Here is a 23,613-nt window from a genome sequence, read left to right as displayed (position 1 = left end):
GCTTCTTTTTTGATCCAAGCGATGTTGCTCTGGTTTCAAACCGGGAGGCAAGCCGATGCCAGGTATAAATTGAAATGAAAAAAATGTACAATATAGCAGTTGCCCGAATTCGAGCGGGCATGGGATACGTTACAGGCAATGGAGCAACAGGGTATAAGAGAAGAAGAAGAATACCCATTCGCCTGCCTGAGAAGGAGGATTTCAACCCTTATGACCATCGGGGCCCGAGTGCTAAAAACCGGCATCGCCGTTGCGCTGGCCATCTACCTGAGCGAGCTCTTCCAGTTCAGCTCTCCGATTCTGGCTGCCGTTTCAGCCATATTCACCCTGCAGCCGTCCATTTTCCGCTCGTGGCAGCAGGTGAGCGACCAATTCCAGACCAATCTGCTCGGCGCGATGATCGCGCTGGGAGCCGTGCAGCTTATCGGCAACAATCCGATCGCGGTCGGCATTGTCATCATAGCCGTCATACTCGTCAGCATCCGCTTGAAAATGGAATCGACGGTGGGGCTGACGCTCGTAACCGTCGTGGCCGTCATGGAAGCCAATGCGACCGGCTGGACGTTCGCCGTGGAGCGTTTCCTCCAGGTATTGACCGGCATGGGAGCGGCCTTCGCCGTCAACGTGCTCGTCTTCCCGCCGAGGCCGCGCAAGCAATTCCACAGCGACGTGCACCGATCCTACCAGCAGCTGTCGCTGCTCCTGCGCACCTCCATCTCCGACGAAATGAAAGAGCAGGTGTACAACGACGAGAAGGCCAAGCTGCACGGGACGATCGGCAAGCTGGACGAACGCTACAAGGTGCTCGTGGACGAGCGTTCCCTGCGGGCTTCGAGCCGCGCCGAGCGGGCGCGCCAGCTGCTGCTGGCCAAGCAGCTCATCAAGGCGGTCACCAAGGGAGCCGACCTGCTGGACGTCGTGGAGGAGCATTACTTCGCCTCTCCCGGAGCGGAGGATTGGGCGGTCAAGCTGGACGCCCAGATCGAGGAGCTGACCAAGTACCACGAGCATCTGCTGCTCAAGCTGGACGGCAAAATCAAGCCGCATGCCTGCGTGCCATCGGAAGCGATTACCGGAACTCGGCTGGCCCGGCAGCTGACGGATTACCTGCGGGACGATCCGGATCAGCACCGGCGGCTCGTGTTCGTCGCCGCCGCACTGTTCGAATACGGCTATCATCTCCGGCGGCTGGAGAAGATCATTGATCAGGTGCACAGCAGGGACAGGGAAGCGGAGGACAGCCGTCCGGCGCTTGCAGCCTCCGAAGAAGCAGAGCCGAGCCGAATCAAGAACTGATCCATTCGGCTTCGGCTGAATTCCGCTTGGCCGGCACCATAAAAAAGGCGTACTCTCTATGAAGAGGGTACGCCTTTTGCTTGTCGCTTATTCGTCTCCGCGATGCTCTTTGTGCTTGTGGCGGCGCGGATGCTGCAAGTGGTTCTCGGGGTCGTTCGCGCTGTCATGCGGGATTTCACGCGGGTCGGTATGGCCGGCATGATGGTTGCTGAATTCAAGCTCGGCCAGCTTCCACTCCGTCGTTCCCCACATCGGATCCGCGGGGAAGGCATCGCCGCGCTGCAGCTTTTCCTGACGGCCCCACTGGTTCGTATAAACGCCGTCGACCTCGACATGCTCACCCGAGATCGGCTCCATTTCATTATGGCTAGGCTTCTCGCTCATGCGATCCCTCCTGAGTGTATAGGGTCTGGTTAGACGCCGTGCTTGCGGACAGCGGCGGCATCCGCTTCGGACTGCTTGGCGCTGGCCGCGGCTTTGCCTTTGCCGGAGCGGTCTGCTTCCGACTGGGCTTTGCGCGCGAAGGTCTGCTTGAATGAAGGCTGTTCGCCGGACATGGCCATCCTCCTTTCGCGGGAGATGCCTATACAGTTTGTGTAGGGGAAGCGGCCGCTAATCGGAGCCGAAGCGGCCAATATCGACCATAGCCGTCAAAGAGATGCCTGATGGGGAAGGGAGTGCCGGCTTTCCTTGCCTGGCCGCCGCGCAGCTGCGCAAGCGGAACGAACGCCCAAAAGGCCCCGTCTTCCGGACGAGGCCAAACGGAGGGCGCCATATCCCCTATTTCAACCGCGGCAGAAAGGAGAGAATCTGGGGACGACAGCGAACAGAAAATGATTTCCGTCTGCTGCGACTCCTTTTTCCGAGGCCTTCCGCTGGACAAGGCTTGTCTTATTTAGCCAGGTAACGGGTTTCGAGTCTTTTTCCGCCCAGCCACATAATGACCATGACGCATACGGCAAGCACGATGCGCCATGGCGCCAGATCGCCGATATTGAAGCTCAGCAGGGAGATGATGAAGATCATGACCGCCTTGCCGAGAACGACCGCGACGAAGAAGGTGCGGAACGGGACGCTGCTGAGGCCCGATGCGATGTTGACGAGCACCGAAGGGGAGAACGGGAAGCAGGCGAGCAGGAAGATCGGCGTGAAGCCCCGGCGCTCCAGCCAGTCGAAGAATACGCCCACGCGCGGAAAGCGGCGCTCCAGCCACATCCCGAGGCCTCCGCCCATGGAGCGGGCGATCCAGAATACGCAGATGGAGCCTGCAGAGACGCCGATCCAGGAATACAGGAAGCCCCAGCCCAATCCGTAAATATTGGCATTTGCCGCAATGAACAGAAAAAGCGGCAAAAAAGGCATGAATGCCTCGGCGAGCGGCAGCAGAATTCCCGGCAAAGGGCCGTAGGAGGAAAATTGCTGCAGCGTATGCTCCAGCTGCTGGGGGTTCATGGTTTTGATTTCGCGTATCCAGTCCTGGACGATGCTCATGCTTCACACAACCTGTTCTATTTGGGATCGAGCTTGCCGGCTTCGGCCAGCGGAAGAAAACAGTAGCAGACGCCGATCAGTCCGAACAGCAGGGCGCTGATCCAGACGACGAAGGGCTCTCCTCTCCAGGAGGCGATCAGCCCTCCGAGCACCGGGCCGATCATGCCGCCGATGCCCTCCACAGTGCTGAGCAGACCCCAGCCGAGTCCTTGCTGGCCCGGTGGAATATAGGCTGCGAGCAAGGCGTTCCATGCCGGCAGGACGGCTGCGTAGGACAAGCCCAGCAGAGCGGCGATGACGATGCACAGCCAGAGGCCCGAAGCGTAGGCGAGAGCGTAGAGCGCAGCCGCAACGGCGAAAAAGCCGATGACGAGAAACCAGCGGCGGAACGATCGCAGCCGGTCCGACAGCTTGCCGAACGGGACGAGCCCGGCGAGCGTGAATACGCCTCCGGCTGTCAGCAGGAGGGAGTATTGGGCGCCGGTGAGGCCCAGCCGGCCGGTGGCCAGCGTCGGAAGCACGGTCACGAGCATGCCTGCGCCGGCCGTCTGCAGCACCATGCCCGGAAGCAGCAGCCTGATCTGGGACAAGCGCTGCTTCATGGCGGGCAGCTGCTCCCGCAGCGGCACCCGCTCGACGGCCGAGCGCTGCTGTCCGCTGATGAAGAGCGACAGAACAGATGCCAGCAGGACGCTGGACAGGATCATCAGATAAGCCGCGCGGCTGCTGTGGTCCATGACTATATTACATACAATCGGCCCTGCGCCAAGTCCCCCGAGCCAAATCATGTATAAAAACCCCATCTGGGCCGCTCTTCGTTCCTCTGTCACCTGGGTCAGGCAGACGATCCAGATCGGCGAGATTCCGATTCCGTAAATGGCGGCCGCGAGAATGAACAGCCAGGGAACGTCCGCAAAGGGGAGAAGAACGACGCCGGCGACCGATGCGATCATGCCCGCCATGACGACAAAACGGATGGAGAAGCGGTCAAGCAAATAGCCGATGGCCATCTTGAGCACGGTATCGGTGAGATAATGCGCCGTAATGGCGGCACCTACCGCATCCAGCGTAAGTCCGAGCTCACGCTTGCCGTACAAGGGCAGGAAGCTGATGAGGACAGCGCCGCGCGCGAATTCCACGAGCAGAAGAATGACGGCATAGAGGGGGATCTCGGTTCCTCCGATGCCAAGGGAGCGGTTCAGGAATCGATTCATGTACGGGTTCCTCCTTGCTCGGCTGGTAAGGCCTGTTGCCATTAAGTATACCCGCCCAGACGCCATAGCAAATCCTCGGCGACGGCATCGGCGCCGCCGGGGAGGCCCAGAGAGGAGCTTGCGAACCTTCTCTCGGTAAGACGTTCAGGACTGGCAAAGAGTTTCATGATTTCTTCCGCGAGCCGGGCCGGGGACCGGACGATTTCCACGGCTCCCTTGGAAGCGAGATAGGAGGCGTTGCCGAGCTCTTGTCCCGGCACCGGGCGGTAGACGAACAGAGGAACCCCGGCGGCCAGCCCTTCGGCCAGCGTGAGGCCGCCGGGCTTGGTCACGAGGCAGGAGGCCAGCGGCATAAGCTCGGGCATCGTCTCGACATAGCCGAACAGATGCAGCCGCGACCGTTCCGGATGCCGCTCGAACCTTCGGGCGGCCGATGCCCGAAGCGCTTCATTCCGTCCGCAGATGACGGCGATCTGAAGATTGTCCATCCTCAGCAGGCGGCTGCAGGCGTCGAGGATTCCGCTCATGACGCCGCTGCCTCCGCCCATGATCAGCACGAGCGGCAGACGGGGGTCGAGGCCGTAGCGGGCGAACGGCTCCGCCGCCCGCTCGGGGCTCTCCGGCATGCGGAAGCCCTTTTTGACCGGAATGCCGCTGACGCAGATGCGCGAGCCGGCGATGCCCAGAGCATGAAGCTCCCGGCCGAAGTCCTCGGTAGGCACATAGTAGCGGTCGATGCCGGGATGCACCCAGCGGCAATGAAGATCGTAATCGGTGACGACGGCGGCGGTGAGCATGCCGGGAAGAAGCGTCTGCTTGAAGGCGAGGCCGGCGAACAGGGGGAAGGTATGGAGCACCGCGTCTGGGCGCTCGCGCAGCAGCACCTGGCGCAGCTTGTTTCGTCCGAAAGAATGCAGCCATGCCGCGAGCCTGGAATCCGGCTTCATCGGCCGGGTACGGTCGTAGAGCCAGCCGTACAAGCCGGGCATGACCGTATAGCTGGAGCGGTAGGCGAGACGGGTCATTTCATTGAGCAGCGGGTGGGCTTCGGCCATCAGATCGATCAGCACCGTCCGGTCGTTGCCTTTGCGGGCGAGCGATTCCTTCACGGCCAGAGCGGCTTGAAGATGGCCTTCTCCATAAGAAGCGTACAGGATCATCAGCTTGGGCTGCCGGTGCGGAAGCTCTGCGTGCTGCATGGTCACGGTGGCACCTCCTGGGGCGTGGATAAGTCTGTCTTCCAGTATACGGGTCTCTTGTTAACGTAAGATCATGCGAAGATGGAGATTTTGAAATTTGCCGGTAAAGTTGTTTTCGGCGTCGGACGGCGGCGGCCTCCGGCCTACTCGCAACGGAGATTATACGCAGCAGTGATTTATGGTATAAAGGAATAGTCTGCCAGCCATCTTGCCATTGATCCTCATTTCTCTAGAAAAAGGAGTTGGAAAGCGATGGAATACACTACGCTCGGACGAACGGGGCTCAAGGTGAGCCGCCTGTGCCTGGGAACGATGAATTTCGGAGTCGGCACGGAGGAGAAGGATGCCTTTGCCATCATGGACGCGGCGCTGGATGCCGGAATCAACTTTTTCGATACCGCCAATATTTACGGCTGGGGAGAGAATTCCGGCCGGACGGAAGAAATCCTCGGACGCTGGTTCGCCCAGGGAGGCGGCCGCAGGGAACGGACCGTGCTCGCGACAAAAGCTTATGGCGACATGCATGACAGCCATGACGGCCCCAACAGCCAAGCCGGACTGTCTGCCTATAAGATCCGCCGCCATCTGGAGGGCTCGCTGACCCGCCTGCAGACGGATCATATCGAGCTGTACCAGATGCATCATATCGACCGCAGCGTCCGTTGGGACGAGCTTTGGGGCTCCTTCGAGACGGCTGTCGCCCAAGGCAAGATCGGCTACGTCGGCTCCAGCAATTTTGCCGGCTGGGATCTCGCGGTCGCGCAGGGAGAAGCCAAAGCCCGCGGCTTCCTCGGGCTCGTCTCGGAGCAGCACAAGTACAACCTGCTGACCCGCCTGCCGGAGCTCGAGGTGCTGCCTGCCGCCAAGGCGCTCGGCATCGGCGTCATTCCATGGAGCCCGCTCGACGGCGGCCTGCTTTCCGGCAACATCCGCCGCGGCGAGGCCGGCCAGCGCAGCGGCGACAAGCGCTGGGAGAAGCACAAGGACCAGCTGGAGCAGTATGGCCGTCTGTGCGACGAGCTGGGCGAGACGGAAGACCTGGTGTCGCTGGCCTGGCTGCTGCATCAGCCGGCTGTGACGGCGCCGATCATCGGCGTGCGGACGCTGGAGCAGTTCGAGCGCTCCCTGCGTGCGGTCGAGCTGAAGCTGGACGAGTCCGTCCTGCAGCGGATCGACGAAATTTTCCCCGGCCCGGGCGGGGAAGCTCCGAACGCATACGCCTGGTAAGAGAGGCGTTTCACGGAGGCAGCGCCTCTGTGAACGGAAGAGCGGCTCCAGCTTGATTCAAATCGCTTTAAGAGGCCAGAGGCCGTCCCTTGCGGACGGCCTTTTTGATTTTAGGGGGAGAGCTGCGTGAAAGTATGGGGGAGGAGCGATGGGAACGGAAGAGGAGAAGGAGGGAGAAGGAGGGAGAAGGAGGGAGAAGGAGGGAGGAGGAGGGAGAAGGAGATAAAAGAGGAGAAAGCGAGTTAAGGAAGAGGATGAGATAAGGAAGAGGATGAGATAAGGAAGAGGGCGAGATAAGGAAGAGGATGAGAGAAGGGCAGAAAGAGAGAGAAGAAGAGAGAAGAAGAGAGAAGAAGAGAGAAGAAGGTAAAGGAAGATAGGAGAAGATAGAAGGAAGGAGAGGAGGACGGTGAGAGAAGAAGAGAAGAGAAGAGAAGAGAAGAGAAGAGAAGAGAAGAGAAGAGAAGAGAAGAGAAGAGAAGAGAAGAGAGAAGGGTTGACAATTCGCGCGCCTCGCGAGGTTTCAAGGACTCTGGGGCCGAATTTGCTATGGAATGGGCGCAATGACATGAACTTGCACGTACTGGCGAGTATGTGCGTTAATGCCGTGAAATAACGCCGATGTGGCAATGGATGGAGGGGAGATAAGAGGGATCGCTGGTTTCGGCAACTTTCAACCTTGATAATGCTCATGCTCAAGCAACCTCATTTTCCTATCGGACATAGGATCCCTTATTTCCGAGGATTCCGTTCATTGACGCATTTATCGGACATAGGATCCGCTATTTCTATAGTTTATATTGCTATATAGCTAATTGTTCACAAATAACGGATCGTATGTCCGATCCGCATAGGAATGTGATGATTTTCGGCCAAATAACGGATCGTATGTCCGATCCGCAAAGGCAAGTGAGGTTTTCAAGCAGACTTCCGTCCAGCGTCAGCTATGCCAGCCTCGAGCGGGTGGCGGAGGAGCTGGAGCATGCCCGCAGCCTGTTCCGCCGGCCCGGCTGCCTCGTCGTCGACGTGACGGACCGGGCCATCGAGGAGACGGCCGGCATCATTCTCGATGCGCGCAAGCATCGGATCCAGCCTTAAGTCATGTCGACAAGCCTGATGATCGGATTCGATTGTAGACGGGTTTGAGATTTCTGCTTATATCGCAGTAAAGCCTCCGCAGTAATTTTGGGAGCTTTTGGTTTTTTTACTCTGGCTGAATGAGACGGCGGAATCTGCAAGCATAAGCTCTTTTAGCAGATGTGACTCAACAACAGAGCGAGATTGCGATAGGGATTTTATTATTTAGGAGCAGGAGCAGGAACAAGAACAGGAACCAGAGCCAGGGTCAGAGTCTCGAGTTGATCGGACATGAGATCCGTTATTTTAATAAATATCTAGGTTATGCCTGGGTATCGGACATAGGATCCGTTATTTATATGAATTCAATTGATATACAGATGAAAAATCTGGAATAGCGGAACGTATGTCCGATAGAGCTGGAAATAGGGACAAATCCCTCAGATAACGGAACGTATGTCCAATAGAGTTCAAATCTGGCCTTTCCTAAAAGCCGCCGCCTTCCTGCCATGCGGTTCCGCTTCAAGCGTAGACCTGGAAATGGGCAAACAGCCCTTTCATGAGGCGCGGTCGGCAAGAAGCCTTGACGCGAGTCCTGGCTCCGTAAAATAGGCTCCGCCAAGGCTCAGCTCGACGTGTTCCTATGCCAAGCGGGTCGTGCGTGCCTCAGCCGACTGGGAAGAGGATGGCAGTGTGCGAGCTCGGCTCGGAATGGACCTGTTCGCCGTTCATCGCGATTTCAAAGCAATCAACGCCGCAGTAACGCAATAAATTTCTCGTTTTTCATGGACTCGAAGACTTCTTCTCCTACCGTTCCTTGATGGAATCATTTTCACTCCATTTTGAAATAGAAAGCTGCGAGAGCCGCCATTCATCTTCGGTGTTTCCAAATCATTTCCAACAGCAGAAGCATGAGGCGATAGAGCAGGGCCGAAGCGGCAAAGGTCCAGTAGACTTCATATGCCCGCTCCCCGACGGCGATGGCCGGAAGCAGCCCGGCCGCAGGATACAGAAGGAGCAGTTCCGAGATGAGCCGTATGGAGGAGGGGAGAATTCCGGCGCTCAGGCTGCCGATGGCCCAGGAGGCGGGAATGCCGTAGAAGAGATGGAACGGCAGGGCATAGATGAAGACCAGGACAGCTCCAATAAGCCGCATCATCCAGGCTCCTTGGATAGGGGATTCTTCTGCCCAAAGGCTCGCCATGACAATGCCCGTCGCTGCAGCGGATAGAAATGCCGCGCCCAAGCGGAGGAGAAAACCTCTCATCGCGCCGCTCCCCGCTTTGCTCTCTCCATCCATTCCGGCAGCCGCAGCATAAGCAGGACATGCTGATAAATCCAGGCGGCGGCAGCTCCGAGAATGAGGAAGACGAAGTCATATACGTTCGGCTCTCTGGCTTCCAAGATCGTCGTATATAGGGACCAAGCAAAAAGGATGCCGAATGCCAGCGCGGACAGAGGGGCTGCTGCAAGGCGAGGCAGGTAGTCTTTCATGGAATCATCTCCTCGTTCAGGAATGGGATGAGTCCAGTTTGCCGCATCCGTCGCCGCAGCGTCAGGCCCTTCTTTTATAGAACCCTCCTCAAGCTTGGGCGTGAAAAAGACATCAAAGCCGAAAAGGCCGCTGCAATCGCAGCGGCCTTGCTTGTCCAACCTCAAGAAAGCTCAGATCAGAAGATCGAACAGCACCGGATCCTTGTTGAGTTCCATGAACTGGTAGCCTCTGGCGTTCATCCGGCTGACCAGGCTGCCATAGTCCTCGCGGTTCTTCAGCTCGATGCCGACGAGGGCGGGGCCGTTCTCCTTGTTATGCGTCTTGGTGTACTCGAATCTCACGATGTCGTCGTCCGGCCCGAGCACCTCGTCGAGGAATTCGCGCAGGGCGCCGGCACGCTGCGGGAAGTTGACGGTGAAGTAATGCTTGAGCCCCTCGTACATAAGGGAGCGCTCCTTCATCTCCTGCATCCGGTCGACGTCGTTGTTGCCGCCGCTGATGATGCAGACGACCGTCTTGCCCTCGAGCTCGTCCCGGTACATGTCCAGCGCGGCGACAGGCAGCGCGCCGGCCGGCTCGGCGACGATGGCGTTTTCGTTGTACAGGCTCAGCAGAGTCGTGCAGGCCTTGCCTTCCGGCACGAGCACGACATCGTCGAGCAGGTCGCGGCAGATCGCAAAGGTGAGGTCGCCGATCCGCTTGACGGCGGCTCCGTCGACGAACTTGTCGATGGAGTCGAGCGGCGTGACCTGCCCGCTGCGCAGCGAGGCATCAAGGGAAGGCGCGCCCTTGGGCTCGACGCCGATGATGCGCGTGCGCGGCGAGACCGCCTTGATGTAGGAGGCGACTCCGGCCGCAAGCCCGCCGCCTCCGACGGTGACGAAGATGTAGTCCGGCATCGCCTCGGCCGCATCCATGATTTCCTTGCCGACCGTGCCGTTGCCCGCGATGATGGCCCGGTCGTCGAACGGATGGATGAAGGCGGCTCCGGTGCGGGCGCATTCCTTCATCGCTTCGTCATAGGCGTCGTCGTAGGTGTCGCCGGTCAGCATGATCTCGACCTGGTCGCCGCCGAAAAACTGGACCTGCGTCACCTTCTGGCGGGGAGTCGTGCTGGGCATGTAAATCTTTCCGCGGATGCCGAGCGTCTGACAGGAGTAAGCGACGCCTTGGGCGTGATTGCCCGCGCTGGCGCAGACGACGCCCTTCTCCAGATCCTGCGGCGGCAGCGTGCGGATGCGGTAGTAAGCCCCGCGGATTTTGAACGAGCGCACGACCTGCAGATCCTCCCGCTTGAGCAGCACGTTGCAGTTGTAACGGCTGGAGAGGACGCGGTTCGGCTGCAGCGGGGTCCGGGTAATGACTTCATTCAGCGTCAGCTGGGCATGCATGATCTCCTCGAGAGGGATGCGTACCGCTTCCTCCTTGGCTTTGCCCGCTTCGGGCAGCGGACCGGGGGACTGGGGGGTGCTGGAATTCATACGCGTTCTCTTCCTTTCCGTTTGGCAAGATGATGGGGGAGGGCTAAAATAAGAAAAAACGTCCCGGTGCGGGACGTGCGTCCTGATCACGTTCGTACGGCTGCCTGTCCATCCCGGGCCGCGTCTTGGAGACGCGGCCCTTCAAGAGAGTGCCGGCCGGGAGCGGAGACTCTGCCGCCGCTTGCAGCGTCGGCGCGGCTTGGCGGCATCCGATAGGTAGTTTTGTTATACTCCCCGCACGTTCCTTTGTCAATGGAAGCCAGACAGCTGGCAGGACAGGCCGCAGAAGGCCTGCGCAGGATAAAACGGTTACGGCCGAATGGAGGTGCGTCTGAGATGCGCAAAATCATAGGGGGATTCATTGTTTCGCTGCTGGTCGTGGCGCTGCTGGCGGGAGGAGCGGCGGTCTGGTACGTCAGGCCGGCGGAGAAGCTGACGCTGGACCACACTCCTCTGGATTTCAGAAGCAAAGCCGCCGAAATGATCCAATCCGGCAAAGCCGAGGTGTTTCTCTCCCAGGAGGATATCACCAATCTGGTCCGCGCCCAGCTCGCGGAAAACCCGCAGGTCAGGCCGGAGCTGAGAATCGAGGGCGTGCGGATTCAACTGGACGGAGAACGCATGGCTGCGGATATAAGCGCCAAGTACAAAAACCTGCTGACGGTAGGCGCCAAAGCGGGCTACAAGCTGGAATGGAGAAGTCCCGATCTGATCCTCACTCCTCAGTCGCTTTCCATCCGCTCTCTGGAGCTGCCGGAGACGATGCTGGATGAGATTGTCATCCCGGTAGGGAGCCAGCTGCCGCCTCTTGTCGGCATTCGCTCCGTAACGTTCCGGGATCATGGCGCCGCTGTCGGGCTGAAGCTTCGGCTCTAAGCCGTTGCCTGATTCGATTTTTGCTCGTAAAAGAGTTCCTCCCTGTTCATCGGGAAGGACTTGTCCAGCTCTCTTGCAGCCATGCCGCCATTACTGGCGGCATGGCTTTTTTGAGCCGAAGAGAGAGGATTCAAGTTGAAATTGACATCATAATTGAGAATGGTTATCATACTTATAGTGATATTGAGAATCATTATCAAACAATGAGATGCTTTTGCATTCGACTGACGCAGATCAGATCCATACTTCCGCGCTTAACGGAGGGCAAGCCGCGCGAGGCTTGCTTGGATCGGCCGCAAAATGAAGCGGGAAGAAGAGGCTTGAAGGAGGAAAACATGGAAAACCGAACCGGAACTCAGAGCGGGCCGCTGTCCTGCTCATCGGTGCTCGCAGGAAGCCGATGCCTGTACGCCGCGGCGATGGGCGGAGCCATCTACGGAAAGCATGGGCAAGGGGAATGGGAGAGGATCAGCGCGCCGGATGAGCCGCATGCCGTCGTGAACCGCATGGTCATGGCAGGAGAGACTCTGTATGCCTGCACAAGCCGCGGGCTGATGGTCTATGACGGAGCCGAGTGGGACCAGGAAGAGCTGGAGCTGCCCTGCTACCAGTTCCGGGCGTCCGCAGGCTGCCTGTATGCCTGCACCTCCCAGGGTTTGTGGTGCTCCCACGGCGCTTCCTGGGGGGCGGCCGCCAAGAACGACCGCAAGGTTTACGATCTGCTCAACGTTCCGCAATACCTCATTCTGGGCTGCGAGAGCGGAATCGCGCTGTATGACCGGATGAGCGCGGAATGGATGGAATTCGATCTCGGCACCGGCGTGACCAGCCTGGCCGTCTACTACGGACAGCTTGTGGGAGCCAGCGAGAATGGGGAGCTGGTCGTCGGCAACCGCAAGGGCGGATTCGACCGTTACCGCTACGGAGGCTTGTTCCTCTTTTCGGTTGTCGTAAAGGGCGGGCGGCTGCTGGCTTGCACCGATCGGGGACTGTACCGGATCAGCTGGCTTGGAGGCTGCCTCACGATGATGGCGGTCAGCTCCAGAGTCCCGGTCACCGATGTGGACATCAGGGACGGCATAATCTATCTGGCTACGCTGTATGACGGCATCCAACAAGTAGAAGAGCTGCCGGGAGGGAAAGCATGAACAAGGTGATCGTGATCTGCTGCAGCATGACGGGCAATACGGAGGAGATGGCGGAAGAGATCGTCGCCGGCATCCGGCATGCGGGGGTCGAGCCGGCCGTCCGGGATATCATGGACGCCAAGGCATCCGAGCTGGAGGAGTACGATGTCATTCTGATCGGAGCGTATACTTGGGGAGACGGCGAGCTGCCCGATGAATTCCTGGATTTCTATGAAGAGCTTGATGGTGTAGAGCTGCAGGGCAAGCTCGCGGCGGTGTTCGGCTCCGGGGACAGCTCTTATCCGATCTATTGCGGAGCGGTGGACCTGATCGAGGAGAAGCTGAAGGAGCGGGGCGCGCAGATCGCAGCTCCCGGCCTCAAGGTCGAGTTCAATCCTTCGGACGAGGAGAAGGAGCAATGCCGGGACATTGGGCGGAAAATGGCTGCTGCGACCTGATCCAGATAAAAGAAACCCCCTCGCGGCCGCGGCCATGAGGGGGATTTTTGGTCTTTAACGAACAGAATGGTTCGGGACGTTAGTCCTTCACTTCATGAATCCATACAAGCCGTAGATCATGACGGCCGCCTGGGCGCGAGTGGCGGAGCTTGACGGGGCGAAGCGTCCGTCCTGCATGCCTTGCACGATGCCGGCTTGCCGGAGGGCGGCGACCGCTTCGGCCGCATAACCCGCGATCGAGGAGCTGTCGAGGAACGCTCCAGTGCCGGCGGCGCCCTTCAGCTCGATGCCTGCCTTGCCGGCGGCACGGTAAAGCATCGCGGCCATTTCCTGGCGGCTGATCCGCTCGTTCACGCCGAAGGTGCCGTCCGGCCTTCCGGAGACGATGCCGAGCTGCTGCGCCGAAGCGAGCGCTCCGGCGTACCAGGCGCCGGCCTCGGCGTCGGCGAAGCTGCTGGATCCGTCGGCGCGGCCGCTCAGGCTGAGCGCATTCATCAGCATCTGGATGAATTCCGCTCTCGTTACGCCGGCGCCGGGAGCGAACGTTTCCGGCTTCATGCCGCTTACGATTCCCCTGGCTTCCAGAGCGCCGATGGCATCCTGAGCCCACGGCACGCGGTCGAGATCGCCGAAGCGGGAGGCGTAAAGAGCGGCCGCGTAGGTGCCGAAGCTCTGCGGCTTGAAGACGACCCCTTCTGCGGCAGCCGAATACCTGGAGCTGGCTACCGGTGCCAGCGAGCCGTTATCCATCGCCTGGAAAGCAACGGCTTGGGAAGGCTTGCTTCCCGCCTTCAGCGCAAACGGGACGGTGATGGCCGCAAGGCCCTTCGTATCCGTAACGGCAGCGCCGTTCAGGCTGAGGCCGATGCGGACCAGCGGCTGTCCGGCGAGGAGGATCCGGGCGCCTTCGGTCAGCGAGCCGGAGTCCGCCAAGGCGACGGCAAGCTCCAGCGAGCCGGATGCGGATGCCAGCATCGAGGCATCCAGAGCTGCGGAAGCAAGGCCGGCATCCAGCACGAGAGAGCGCACGCGCCCTGCCGCATCCTGCAGCGGTCCGACAGGCAGCTGGATGACGATTTTCTTGAGGCCGGAGCCGGACTCGGCTTTGACCGTCACGACGGAGCCTTCAGCCGAGCCGGCGGCTTTGGCCAGATCGGCCGCCGATACCGACAGGAAGGCGGTTCCGCTCGCATCCGGTATCGCCTTGAGCGTGATGACGCTTCCCTTCACCGCTGGAGACGGAGTCGGCGAAGGAAGGACAGTCGGAATCCATGCCGGATCAGGTGTCCTGTCCGGCGACGGAGACGGGCTTGGAGTCGCCGACGGCTCCGGAGAAGCGCTCGGGCTCGCCGAAGGATCCGGCGAAGTCGGCGGACTCGGCTGCGGAGAAGGACTTGGTTCGCCGCCTTCATCCGAAGCGCCGAGCACAAGCACGCCATACTTCGATGTGTTCTGGTAGGACAGGCCGCTCGGGTCGCTCCAGTTCACGACGCTTGCGCGGGTGCCGAGACCGGCCTGGTCGTCGTTCACCTGAAGATCGAAGCCGATGAGGTCTCCGGCCTTCGCCTGGATCGAATCGAGGGAGATCGCCGCTTCCACGACGTAGCCGTCGTCCACGATGCGGGTGGCCGTTTTGAAGTTGTCCGGCGAAGCAGCGCCGTTATAGCTGCGCTCGTTGTCGAAATTCACCCTGTACTGGCCGTCGTCGGCTTCGTAGATCGGCGTCTTGCCGTTGTTCGGATCGACGAAGATCTCGACTGAATCCTGCTGGTACGCATCCGCGCTCTTCTTGCTCAGCAGCGGGTCCTTCACATGGGCATAGACGTACAGGTGGCCGTCATCCCACATCGTGCGGAAGCGGGCCGTCGCTCCGGAGGTTCCTTGCACCCAGACGCCGGTCTCCAGCTCCTCGGCATCGGCCCAGGCGGCATCCTCGTCTCCGTCGACGACAGGCGTGCCGCGGAGGGATCCTGCTACCTTGAGTTCCCCAGCCAGCGTAAGGATGCCGAATTTGGACGTATCGGAATCCTGGCTGTGCGAGGCGTCGTTCCAGGACAGAGCCTGGCCGGAATCGGCATCCGTGAACCGGATATCGAAGCCGAGCCTTCTCCCCGCAGCCGCGGCATCCAGAGGCACGGCCGCTTCGACGGCATACCCGCTGCCGTCCTTCTTCTCCACGACCCGGTAGTCGACGCCTGCCGCCGCAGACTGGCCGCGGGTCAGCGTGTAGTGCTTGTCGTCCGGCTGATAAGCCGGCGTCTTGCCATTGTTGCCGTCGATGTACAGCTCGAGCTTATCCGCCGGATTCACCGATGCATCCCGGACTTCTCCATACAGATACAGATGGCTGTCATCCCAGAGGGTGCGGAAGGAGGCTCCCCACGAAGCATCCCCGGCTTCGACCGGAGTCGGACCGACCGCGCGCCACAGCGTTTCGGCGCTGCCGTCTATGACCGGAGTGCCTTTGGACACATCCTTGGTCTGAATCAGAGCCGGGAGCCTGGAAGGATCCACGATGCCCCAGTAGGCGGGCTTCGCCTGCAGCTGCGCATCGAACAGCAGCGGGAAGTCGGCGCGCTCGGGCTTGCTCAGCCACGTATGGTCGTCGCCGATGCCCCAGAGCGTGACGTTGGTCAGGCGTCCCTCCGTCTTTTCCTTCCTGAAGGCATCGAAAATCTCCTTGAACTGATGCCCTTGCTTGTCGAGAGCGCTTTGCGGCGGAGTCGTGTACTTGTCGGAGCTGTTCGCGTAGATGCTCATGTCGAGCTCCGTCACCTGGTTGTCCACGCCGAGATCGGCGAACATTTTCATCGTCTGCTCGATGATTGCGCCGGACGGGCCGGTGACGTTGATGTGCATCTGATGGCCGACGCCGTCGACCGGAATGCCGCGCTGCTTCAGATCGGCGACCAGATTGTACAGGTGCTTGCGCTTGGTCGCTTCGGTCGTGCTGTAGTCGTTGATGTACAGCTTGGTTCCGGCCGGAGCGTACTTGCGGGCGTACTCGAACGCCTTGTCGATGTATTCCCGGCCAAGAATCTGGAACCACTTGCTGCGGCGGAAGCCATCCGGCTGCGACTCGTCGATGACTTCGTTGACGACATCGTAGACGTAGATCTTGTCGCCGAAATGCTCCACGACGTTTTTGATGTGGTTTTCCAGCCTTTGCAGCAGAAGAGCCTTGTTCGCCGGAGTCGGCGTCATGTCGGCCCCGTCGGCGTCCTTGAACACCCAGTCCGGAACCTGCTGGTGCCAGAGCAGCGTATGGCCGCGGACCCGCATGCCGTTCGCCTGCGCAAAGTCCACGATTTTGTCCGCCTGCTCGAACGTGAAGCTGCCCTCCGTCGGCTCGACTGCGTCCCATTTCATCGCGTTTTCCGCGACGATGCTGTTGAAATGCTTTTTCAGCAAGTCCGCGTGCAGCCCGGCCGTCTGCGAAGGCTCGATGGCGGCGCCGACCGGGAAGTAATCGGCCAGAACCTCATGCAGCGACGGGATATCCGTCTGGATCGGCAGCTGCGGCGGGGCGGTCGTCGATGCCAGCGAGAAATCGTCGATGTAGAAGGAGGACGTGCCCGCATTGGTCTCCACATACAGAACGAGGGAATCGAACGGTTCGCTGAGCGTATATTCGCCCGCGAGCCGAACCCACGTGCCGTCCGTCACATCCGTATTGCCGACGAGAGTACGGTAGTTCGTCGCGCTTCCGGACTTCACTGCCAGACTGACTCTGGCCTGGGCGGCAGGCTCGCCGGATGCCAGCTTCATCCATACCGAGACGTTGTACTTGGATCCGGTCTTCATATGGCCCGTCACGTCGATGGCGGGACCGCTGTAGGTCGCCGTTCGTCCGGCCGTCAGCAGGCTGGAGCTTCCGCCATGCTTCTCCGTGGATACGACCGTCAGCGTCTCGGTGCCCATCCGTCCTTGCCAGCCTTGGGCCGTACCGTCTTCGAAGCCCGCAGACAGCGCCGGAGGCTCGCCGGCTGGAGGATTGCCGCCGCCTGCGGAAGGAGCGGGCAGCAGCATGTCGACGGAGACGTCGTCCACATAATAGGAGGCGTTCGCCGAATCGCTCTCGATATAGAACATCAGGGCGGGATCGACCGGCTTGTAGACGCCGGACAGCAGGACCCAGTCCGTATCGCCGACGATCGCAGCGGACCCGATTCCTTCATACCCGGCGCTGCCGCCGGCAGGGGTATGCTTCATGGACATCTTCAGGCTGGAGCTTCCTGACTTCTGCTTGACCCAGGCGCTGATGCGGTAGGTCGCCCCGGCCTCCAGGTAGGACATGTCGGCGCTCGGACCGTTCCATGCCGCTGTCCGGCCGTCCGACAGGAGGGAGTAGGAGCCTCCATGGGCGGCTTCGGCGACGCTCGAGGCCGTGCCGCTGCCGCTAGGCGTCCATCCCTGACCGGATCCGTTCTCGAAATCGTACGTCTGCAGAGTCGTGTGCTTGAACACCGTGAAGTCGTCCAGGTAAACGTCGCTGCCGGCAGGGGCTCCCTCTACGTACAGCGTAAGCCCGGATGCTCCGGCCGGCGGCGAATAGTCGCCCTGCAGCGTGGTCCAGCCGGCATCCGATGCCGGCACCGGCTCCAGCACCTGCGTATAGCTGTCCGTGCTGCCGCTTTCCTTCATGGTGAATTTCATGCTTCCCGCGCCGCTGCCGAGCTTGACCTTGGCCGAGATCGTATACGTCTGTCCCGCCTCCATCAGGCTGGCGGCGCCGATGGCGGGGCTGCAGCCTGCCGTATCCCGCCCGGTCAGGCGCAGGGAGTGGGTGCCGGAGCTGTATTCGGCATCGCTGAGTGAGACCTGGGCGGCAGCGCCGCAGTTGAACGTCGTCCACCCTCCTGCGGTTCCTTGCTCGAAATCCTGGAACAAGCCGGTCGACGCATTGGCGTACGCGCGGCTGCCCGCAGCGCCTGTCGATGTCAGGGCGCCGAAGGCGAGCAGCATGGACAAGATGGCTGACAGAGATTTTCTCACTGGAATCCTCCTTTAAAATAAATGAAAACGCTTACCAACTTTAGGATACCGAGGCCAGCCTCCGGGCGGCACCCATCAAACTATAGAATGTACTGCAATAACTATAGGGGGTAAGGAGGATCCGGTCCTGCGCAACGGCCAAGGGAGAAGGGGGGAGCGAAACTTTTGTCGAATTAGGTGACGCAAGAAGACGATACCGGAGCTGTCCGTTCAAGGAGGTTGAAGCGATGCTGCCTTATCCGGCTGCGACTTCAAGAGAAGACAAATGGAACTTTATCCATCAGGTGAAAGAAGAAGTCCTGGAGCGGGACGGCGGGAGCATTCTGGCCATCGGCGTGTATGGCTCGCTGGGCCGGGAGACGGACGGACCCTACTCGGATATGGAGATTCGGATCTTGACGCCGGACGGCATCGATCTTCCCGGGCAGGAGGAGATCATCCCTCCCTTCAAGCTGGAGATCGGAGCGGTGCAGAGGTCGGTTTGGCTGAAGAGAGCTTCATCCGTCGACGACAGCTGGGCCGTCAAGGCGGGCTCTTACGCCGATGTGGTCGCCCTTCACGATCCGGGCCGTCTCTTTGAGGAAGCCAGGCGCATCGTTACGAGCGCTCCCGAATCCGCCTTCCGCGAGGTCATGAGAGAGTTCATGGTCTGGGAGCCCTATGAGACGATGGGGAAAATCCGCAACGCCGCCTACGCCGGGGACGGAGCATACGCGCGCCGCGCGGCATACGATCTCTCCTGGCAGGCGGCCAAGCTGATCGGGCTGGCCAACCGCCGCTACTTCACGACGAGGGCCAGCAGCTTCGAGGAAGCTTCGGCGATGCCTTCGCGCCCGGACGGCTTCCTGGAGCTGGCGGCTATGGTCATGGACGGAGACCTGCGGGATGTCCAGGAGGTCCATGCCCGCTGCGAGCGGTTATGGACCGGCTTGAACGAATGGTTCCAGGCGATGGGCATCGAGTACCGATCGGAGACGTTCCGGTGGAAGGGGGAGAGCGGCTCATGATCATGAAGCCGATTGAAGAGCGGCATTTGCCGCAGGCGCTTCACACTTACAATCATTATGTCTTGAATACGACGATCTCGTTCCATACCGAGGCGCTGAGCCTGGAAGAAATGCGCGCCAACGTCATGGGAGGAGATCCACGCTACCGGACCTATATAATCGAAGAAGAAGGGGCCTATGTCGGCTACGCCCTGCTGACTCGGCACAAAAACAAGCAGGCCTACGATACGACGGCCGAAATCACGATCTATTTGGACCCGGATCACCGGGGCAAAGGAACGGGCAGCCGGGCCGTAGCTGCTCTGGAGGAGAAGGCGGCCGGGCTTGGCTTCCATATGCTGGTCGCGACCGTCTGCACGGAGAACGAGCGCAGCATCGCCCTGTTCGAGCGGCTCGGGTACGAGAAATGCGCGCATTTCAGGCAGGTAGGCCGCAAGTTCGGCCGCTGGCTCGATATCGCGAGCTATCAGAAGATCGTCGGATCCTCCGTCTCAAGCCAGCCGAAGCGGCAATAATTTTAAGCCCGGACGGGTTCTCCTCCGCCTTCGCAGCAGATATAATGAGGAAGTCTGTTTTTGTCGGAACATGACGCGCCAGCGATGATTCCGTGCATATATGCAGGACATCCATTTCGTATGGGCAGCTGTTGGGCTCATGCATCGACTGTAATCAAGGGGGATATAAGCAACGATGAAACGCGCACCGTATATAGCCGTCGAAGGCCCGATCGGAGCCGGCAAGACGACACTCGCCACGATGCTGGCCGAGGAATGGCAGCTTCCGCTGGTCAAGGAAATCGTGGAGGAGAATCCGTTCCTGGACAAGTTCTATCAGGATATGGACGATTGGAGCTTCCAGCTCGAGATGTTCTTCCTCTGCAACCGCTACAAGCAGCTGGAGGATGCCGTCATTCCCCGCCTGAACGAAGGGCTGCCGGTCATCGCGGATTACCATATCTACAAGAACCTGATCTTCAGCGAGCGCACGTTGAAAGGAGTCAAAAGGGACAAGTACCGCCACATCTACCATGTGCTGACGGACGATCTGCCCAAGCCGGACGTCATTCTGTACATCCGGGCCGACCTGGACGTGCTGCTGGCGAGAATCGCCAAGCGGGGCCGTTCGTTCGAGGAGGAGATGTCCTCCGATTATCTGCAGCAGCTGATCCTGGATTACGATACGGCCATGGCTTCCCTGGCCGAGCGCGAGCCGGATACAGCCATCATCCCGATCGACGGCAATACGGTCGACTTTGTCGCCGACCGCGGGCAATTCGACGAGATCGTCGCCCGTTTAAAGGAGCACTTATAAAATGAATCCATTCGGCATTCCCGAGAACGCTGTTATTACTGTTGCCGGCACCGTGGGGGTCGGCAAATCGACGCTGACCTCCGCCCTGGCGAGAAGCCTCGGCTTCCGCACCTCGCTGGAGCAGGTCGATTTCAACCCTTATCTGGACAAGTTCTACCATGACTTCGAGAGATGGAGCTTCCATCTGCAGATCTACTTCCTGGCCGAGCGCTTCAAGGAGCAGAAGAAGATGTTCGAGATGGGCGGCGGCTTCGTGCAGGACCGCTCCATCTACGAGGACACCGGCATTTTCGCCAAGATGCACGCCGATCAAGGCACGATGTCCCCGATCGATTATCAGACTTATACGAGCCTTTACGAGGCGATGGTGATGACGCCGTACTTCCCTCATCCGGATGTGCTGATCTATATCGAAGGCAGCCTTCCGTCCATTCTGGCGCGGATTGCGGAGAGGGGCCGGGAAATGGAGATCCAGACCGACGTCTCGTACTGGGAGCATATGCATGCCCGCTACGCCAAGTGGATCGGCGAATTCACCGCCTGTCCCGTGCTTCGGCTGAACATCGACGAATACGACGTGAACGACGAGGCTTCCACGAAGGAGATTCTGACACGGGTGGCGGGGATCATCGGCTGACAGCTGGCTGCAGCAAGGCCGTGACAGTCATTACGAGGGTTGAACCCATCCAAGGCTGTGGATGGAGCAAGCTGGCGAAACAAAGCTTGAAAAAGTGCATGACATTGCCGAGAAAGGGCCTGAAGTGCAAGAAAATGCATGGCAGTGGATGACGTGCAAGAAAGGGCAAGTGCATTTGACAGCGCATGAAGTGCAATCAAGTGCATGGCAGTGCATGCAGGACGAAAAAGCTGTTCCGAAAGCCGAAGTCCGGCCGAGGAACAGCTTTTTTGGCTTCATGCCGATCTGAAGCGGGCCATCCGAAGCCGGTCTCATCGCCAGAGGCCGGGAATGGAGAGCTGGCCGGCAAGCCTTCCAGCTCGATGCCTGTTCAAGGCTCTGCTCAGGGTCCTGCTCAAAGCCCAGCCCAGAGCCCTGCCCAGAGCCCTGCTCAAATTGCTCAGAGCCCTGCGTTCAGCTCGATCAAATTGCCGGCCGGATCGCGGAGGTAAGCGACCCGATGTCCCCATTCGGGGGTGTCATGCGGCTCTTTGACAAACGGGATCTTCTTCTCCCGCAGCTCTTTGTATGCCGCGTCCACATCGTCCACCTTGATGGTGACGGCCATCCGGTCGCTCGCGCAAAATTCATGTCTGCGGTCCATCGCCGCCAGCCCTTCGCCGGTGAGCGGCGGTTCCAGCGCGAGCCGGATGTCCCCCGTGAGGAACTCGGCATAAGGGGTCTCTTCGGTGCCATGGAGCACATGCAGACCCAGAATGTCCCGGTAGAACAAAAAGCTGTCCCGGACACTGGGCACAAACAGGCGTATAGGGGAGATTTTCAATGACATTCCCTCCGCGTGCTATTATTCCTGCCTGCATCTCCCTCCGGCTTCAGCTGAGCAAGGCTCCCAGGGGCGGCAAGTATGATCAGAATACCACGACTTCGACGGGGCCGTTTCTTACGGATCGCTATGCCGTTCAGGCGAAAGGCAGTACTCAGCGTCAGAGGTGTTCCTATAGCGAAAAGCAGTACGCATCGGTTGGCCCCGCGCGGCGTCCGGTCAATCCCAATCGCTGGTCGCCTTCTTGGCGTTGCGTCGCTCCTGCTTGTTGCGCAGCCGGTTCTCGGCGGGCGTTATCGTCTTGCGCGCGGCGGACTGCTCCTTGCGGGCGACACGGGCGAGCTCGCGTCCGGTTTTCAAATAGTTTTCATACCGTCCGGCATCCAGCGTGCCGTCGGCAAGCGCCGACTTCACCGCGCAGCCCTGCTCGCGCTTGCTATGGGTGCAGTCGGTGTAGCGGCAGCGGGAGGCGAGCTCCTCGATATCGGAGAAGGCGCCAGCATGGCCGTCGGGGGAGCCTTCGCTGTCCCACAGCTGCAGCTCGCGCATGCCGGGGGTATCCATCAGCAGCGCGCCGCCGGGGAGCCGGAACAGCTCGCGGTGAGTCGTCGTATGCCGTCCCCTGTCGTCCCCGCCTCTAACGCCCTGCACGCGCTGCTCCTCGCTGCCGGCCAGCCAGTTGAGCAGCGTGGACTTGCCGACGCCGGAGGAGCCGGCAACCGCGATGGTCGCCCCTGGCCGCATGTACGGCCGGAGCTGCTCCAGGCCTTGATTCTCCTGCGCGCTGACGGCGTGGACCGGCACGCCGGGAGCGGCGTCCTCGACCTGCCGCACCAGATCATCCGGGTCGTCGGCGAGATCGGCCTTGGTGAGCAGGACGACCGGCGTCGAGCCGCTTTCCCAGGCCGCCACCAGGTACCGCTCGATGCGGCGCAGATTGAAGTCGTGGTTCATCGCCGTCGTGAGGAACAGATAGTCCATGTTGGCTGCGACGACCTGTCCGTCCTGCACTTGCCCGGCTTCCTTGCGGATCAGCGCGGAGCTTCGCTCGAGCAGGGCGTGGATGCTGGCGCGGGAGCTGTCGCCGGGCTTCGGCACGGAGGCCAGCACCCAGTCGCCGACCGCGGGGTAATCGGTCTTGCGTAAAGCGTCAAACGAATAGCGCCCGGTCACTTCAGCCAGATGCTCGCCGGATTCGGCAGCCAGCCGGTATAGGTGGGAGAATTGGGCGACGATGCGGGCGGGCTCCAACCCGGAGATGCCTGTTTGCTTTCGAGTCGTCTCCAGCCTTTCTTGCCAGGAGTCGTTCCAGCCGTAGCTGCGGAGCCCACGGCCTTCTTCGGATGCAGGAGATCCTTCCTGAGGGGCTTCTGGTGCAGGAGAGATATTCCCTGGATGGGTTTCCTTCCTGTCCGCGGGTAACTTCCTATCGGCTGACCCCTTCTTGCTGGCTGACCCCTTCTTGCTGGCTGGCTCATTCGTTTGGGGAAAGACATGGCTATTGATCGAATCATTCGTTTCGGTTGCTTCATTCCACTCATTTGGATTGAGGTTCAAGTCGGATTCCTCTTTTCGCAGGGTATAGTCCGTTTCTGTCCAGGTTTTAGTCCGGTTGTTCATCTCGTTAGGCTCGTTTGTATTTAAGGTCAAGGCGGGTTCCTCTTTTCGTGGGTTGGATGAAAAAAGCAAAAAGCCCGCAGCGAACATGCGGGCTTGCCTTGTCAGGCATGGCACCGCGGGCCAAGATGGCATGCGGGCCTCTAACAGGCCCGCGATCTCTGTGGATCCCGCGGGCATAAAAAAACCGCAGGAGACCATTGGTCTCCTGCGGCGCCGACGATCAGCGCCCGCCTCTGCCATCATGGCAGAGGCGGGCTGCGGATCAGAGGCGGCTTGCTC

General features: G+C 60.2%; 23 protein-coding genes. 12 read left to right on the top strand and 11 right to left on the bottom strand.

The window, feature by feature from the left end; translation table 11 throughout:
• The first annotated feature begins 210 nt into the window (after positions 1-210).
• Positions 211-1,296 carry an FUSC family protein gene (locus VE23_RS14110; protein WP_048746514.1) on the top strand — a complete coding sequence of 362 codons (1,086 nt, stop codon included), beginning with the start codon at positions 211-213 and terminating at the stop codon, positions 1,294-1,296.
• 87 nt (positions 1,297-1,383) lie between these two features.
• Here the strand turns inward: VE23_RS14110 and VE23_RS14105 are convergent, their stop codons facing one another.
• The 5 genes from VE23_RS14105 to VE23_RS14090 all read right to left on the bottom strand — a co-directional run bounded on the left by VE23_RS14105 (position 1,384) and on the right by VE23_RS14090 (position 5,200).
• Complete coding sequence (locus tag VE23_RS14105) at positions 1,384-1,680, bottom strand: hypothetical protein (protein ID WP_021879326.1); 297 nt, start codon at positions 1,678-1,680, stop codon at positions 1,384-1,386.
• 29 nt (positions 1,681-1,709) lie between these two features.
• Entirely contained in the window at positions 1,710-1,853 is a 144-nt protein-coding gene (locus VE23_RS27050; RefSeq protein ID WP_021879327.1) for a hypothetical protein, read from the bottom strand.
• 334 nt (positions 1,854-2,187) lie between these two features.
• Entirely contained in the window at positions 2,188-2,787 is a 600-nt protein-coding gene (locus VE23_RS14100; RefSeq protein WP_021879328.1) for a TVP38/TMEM64 family protein, read from the bottom strand.
• A gap of 17 nt (positions 2,788-2,804) precedes the next feature.
• A complete protein-coding gene (locus tag VE23_RS14095; protein WP_049868319.1) occupies positions 2,805-4,001 on the bottom strand; it encodes an MFS transporter in 1,197 nt (398 codons plus the stop codon).
• A gap of 41 nt (positions 4,002-4,042) precedes the next feature.
• Complete coding sequence (locus tag VE23_RS14090; RefSeq protein ID WP_049868318.1) at positions 4,043-5,200, bottom strand: MGDG synthase family glycosyltransferase; 1,158 nt, start codon at positions 5,198-5,200, stop codon at positions 4,043-4,045.
• Between the two features lie 252 nt (positions 5,201-5,452).
• Between VE23_RS14090 and VE23_RS14085 the strand changes: the two genes are divergently transcribed.
• The 3 genes from VE23_RS14085 (at position 5,453) to VE23_RS14075 (ending at position 7,525) form a co-directional block, all read left to right on the top strand.
• Positions 5,453-6,427, top strand: a complete 975-nt coding sequence (locus tag VE23_RS14085; RefSeq protein ID WP_049868317.1) for an aldo/keto reductase — start codon at positions 5,453-5,455, stop codon at positions 6,425-6,427.
• A gap of 409 nt (positions 6,428-6,836) precedes the next feature.
• Complete coding sequence (locus VE23_RS27045; protein ID WP_049868316.1) at positions 6,837-7,043, top strand: hypothetical protein; 207 nt, start codon at positions 6,837-6,839, stop codon at positions 7,041-7,043.
• A gap of 293 nt (positions 7,044-7,336) precedes the next feature.
• Positions 7,337-7,525, top strand: coding sequence for a kinase/pyrophosphorylase (locus VE23_RS14075; RefSeq protein ID WP_232316938.1), 189 nt, complete (start codon positions 7,337-7,339; stop codon positions 7,523-7,525).
• Positions 7,526-8,375: 850 nt separating this feature from the next.
• On the opposite strand, the gene VE23_RS14070 is transcribed toward VE23_RS14075, so the two are convergent.
• From VE23_RS14070 to ilvA, 3 genes are all read right to left on the bottom strand, one after another.
• Positions 8,376-8,771: a hypothetical protein gene (locus VE23_RS14070; protein ID WP_021881792.1), complete on the bottom strand. Its 396-nt coding sequence runs from the start codon at positions 8,769-8,771 to the stop codon at positions 8,376-8,378.
• Positions 8,768-8,998 (bottom strand): hypothetical protein, encoded by a 231-nt coding sequence (locus tag VE23_RS14065; protein WP_049868314.1) that lies wholly within the window; start codon positions 8,996-8,998, stop codon positions 8,768-8,770. Before VE23_RS14065 ends, VE23_RS14070 begins: the two co-directional genes overlap by 4 nt.
• A gap of 171 nt (positions 8,999-9,169) precedes the next feature.
• A complete protein-coding gene (gene ilvA, locus VE23_RS14060; RefSeq protein ID WP_084781480.1) occupies positions 9,170-10,480 on the bottom strand; it encodes a threonine ammonia-lyase IlvA in 1,311 nt (436 codons plus the stop codon).
• A gap of 336 nt (positions 10,481-10,816) precedes the next feature.
• On the opposite strand from ilvA, the gene VE23_RS14055 reads away from it, so the two are divergent.
• The 3 genes from VE23_RS14055 (at position 10,817) to VE23_RS14040 (ending at position 12,941) form a co-directional block, all read left to right on the top strand.
• Positions 10,817-11,356, top strand: a complete 540-nt coding sequence (locus VE23_RS14055; protein WP_021881795.1) for a hypothetical protein — start codon at positions 10,817-10,819, stop codon at positions 11,354-11,356.
• Between the two features lie 335 nt (positions 11,357-11,691).
• Positions 11,692-12,504: a hypothetical protein gene (locus VE23_RS14045; RefSeq protein WP_127507203.1), complete on the top strand. Its 813-nt coding sequence runs from the start codon at positions 11,692-11,694 to the stop codon at positions 12,502-12,504.
• Positions 12,501-12,941 (top strand): flavodoxin, encoded by a 441-nt coding sequence (locus tag VE23_RS14040; protein ID WP_049868313.1) that lies wholly within the window; start codon positions 12,501-12,503, stop codon positions 12,939-12,941. Before VE23_RS14045 ends, VE23_RS14040 begins: the two co-directional genes overlap by 4 nt.
• A gap of 87 nt (positions 12,942-13,028) precedes the next feature.
• Here VE23_RS14040 and VE23_RS14035 read toward each other — a convergent pair whose 3' ends face one another.
• Complete coding sequence (locus VE23_RS14035; protein ID WP_049868312.1) at positions 13,029-17,936, bottom strand: endo-1,4-beta-xylanase; 4,908 nt, start codon at positions 17,934-17,936, stop codon at positions 13,029-13,031.
• Positions 17,937-18,163: 227 nt separating this feature from the next.
• On the opposite strand from VE23_RS14035, the gene VE23_RS14030 reads away from it, so the two are divergent.
• The 5 genes from VE23_RS14030 (at position 18,164) to VE23_RS14010 (ending at position 21,180) form a co-directional block, all read left to right on the top strand.
• On the top strand, positions 18,164-18,943 hold the full coding sequence (locus tag VE23_RS14030; RefSeq protein ID WP_048749230.1) for a kanamycin nucleotidyltransferase C-terminal domain-containing protein: 780 nt from the start codon (positions 18,164-18,166) through the stop codon (positions 18,941-18,943).
• Complete coding sequence (locus VE23_RS14025; protein WP_048749228.1) at positions 18,940-19,458, top strand: GNAT family N-acetyltransferase; 519 nt, start codon at positions 18,940-18,942, stop codon at positions 19,456-19,458. Before VE23_RS14030 ends, VE23_RS14025 begins: the two co-directional genes overlap by 4 nt.
• A 175-nt stretch (positions 19,459-19,633) precedes the next feature.
• The gene (locus VE23_RS14020; protein ID WP_021880112.1) at positions 19,634-20,254 is read left to right on the top strand and encodes a deoxynucleoside kinase; all 621 of its coding nucleotides are present in this window, start codon (positions 19,634-19,636) and stop codon (positions 20,252-20,254) included.
• A gap of 1 nt (position 20,255) precedes the next feature.
• A complete protein-coding gene (locus tag VE23_RS14015) occupies positions 20,256-20,891 on the top strand; it encodes a deoxynucleoside kinase (protein WP_021880113.1) in 636 nt (211 codons plus the stop codon).
• Positions 20,892-20,952: 61 nt separating this feature from the next.
• A complete protein-coding gene (locus VE23_RS14010) occupies positions 20,953-21,180 on the top strand; it encodes a hypothetical protein (protein WP_021880114.1) in 228 nt (75 codons plus the stop codon).
• A 150-nt stretch (positions 21,181-21,330) separates the two neighbouring features.
• On the opposite strand, the gene VE23_RS14005 is transcribed toward VE23_RS14010, so the two are convergent.
• Complete coding sequence (locus VE23_RS14005; RefSeq protein WP_198156172.1) at positions 21,331-21,714, bottom strand: VOC family protein; 384 nt, start codon at positions 21,712-21,714, stop codon at positions 21,331-21,333.
• A 219-nt stretch (positions 21,715-21,933) separates the two neighbouring features.
• Positions 21,934-23,001 carry a ribosome small subunit-dependent GTPase A gene (gene rsgA, locus VE23_RS14000; protein ID WP_373864532.1) on the bottom strand — a complete coding sequence of 356 codons (1,068 nt, stop codon included), beginning with the start codon at positions 22,999-23,001 and terminating at the stop codon, positions 21,934-21,936.
• Positions 23,002-23,613: the final 612 nt, after the last annotated feature.

Source organism: Paenibacillus sp. D9 (genome assembly GCF_001188365.1).
Taxonomy (GTDB): domain Bacteria; phylum Bacillota; class Bacilli; order Paenibacillales; family Paenibacillaceae; genus Paenibacillus_O; species Paenibacillus_O humicus.
This window is presented reverse-complemented; position numbering and strand designations above follow the sequence as displayed.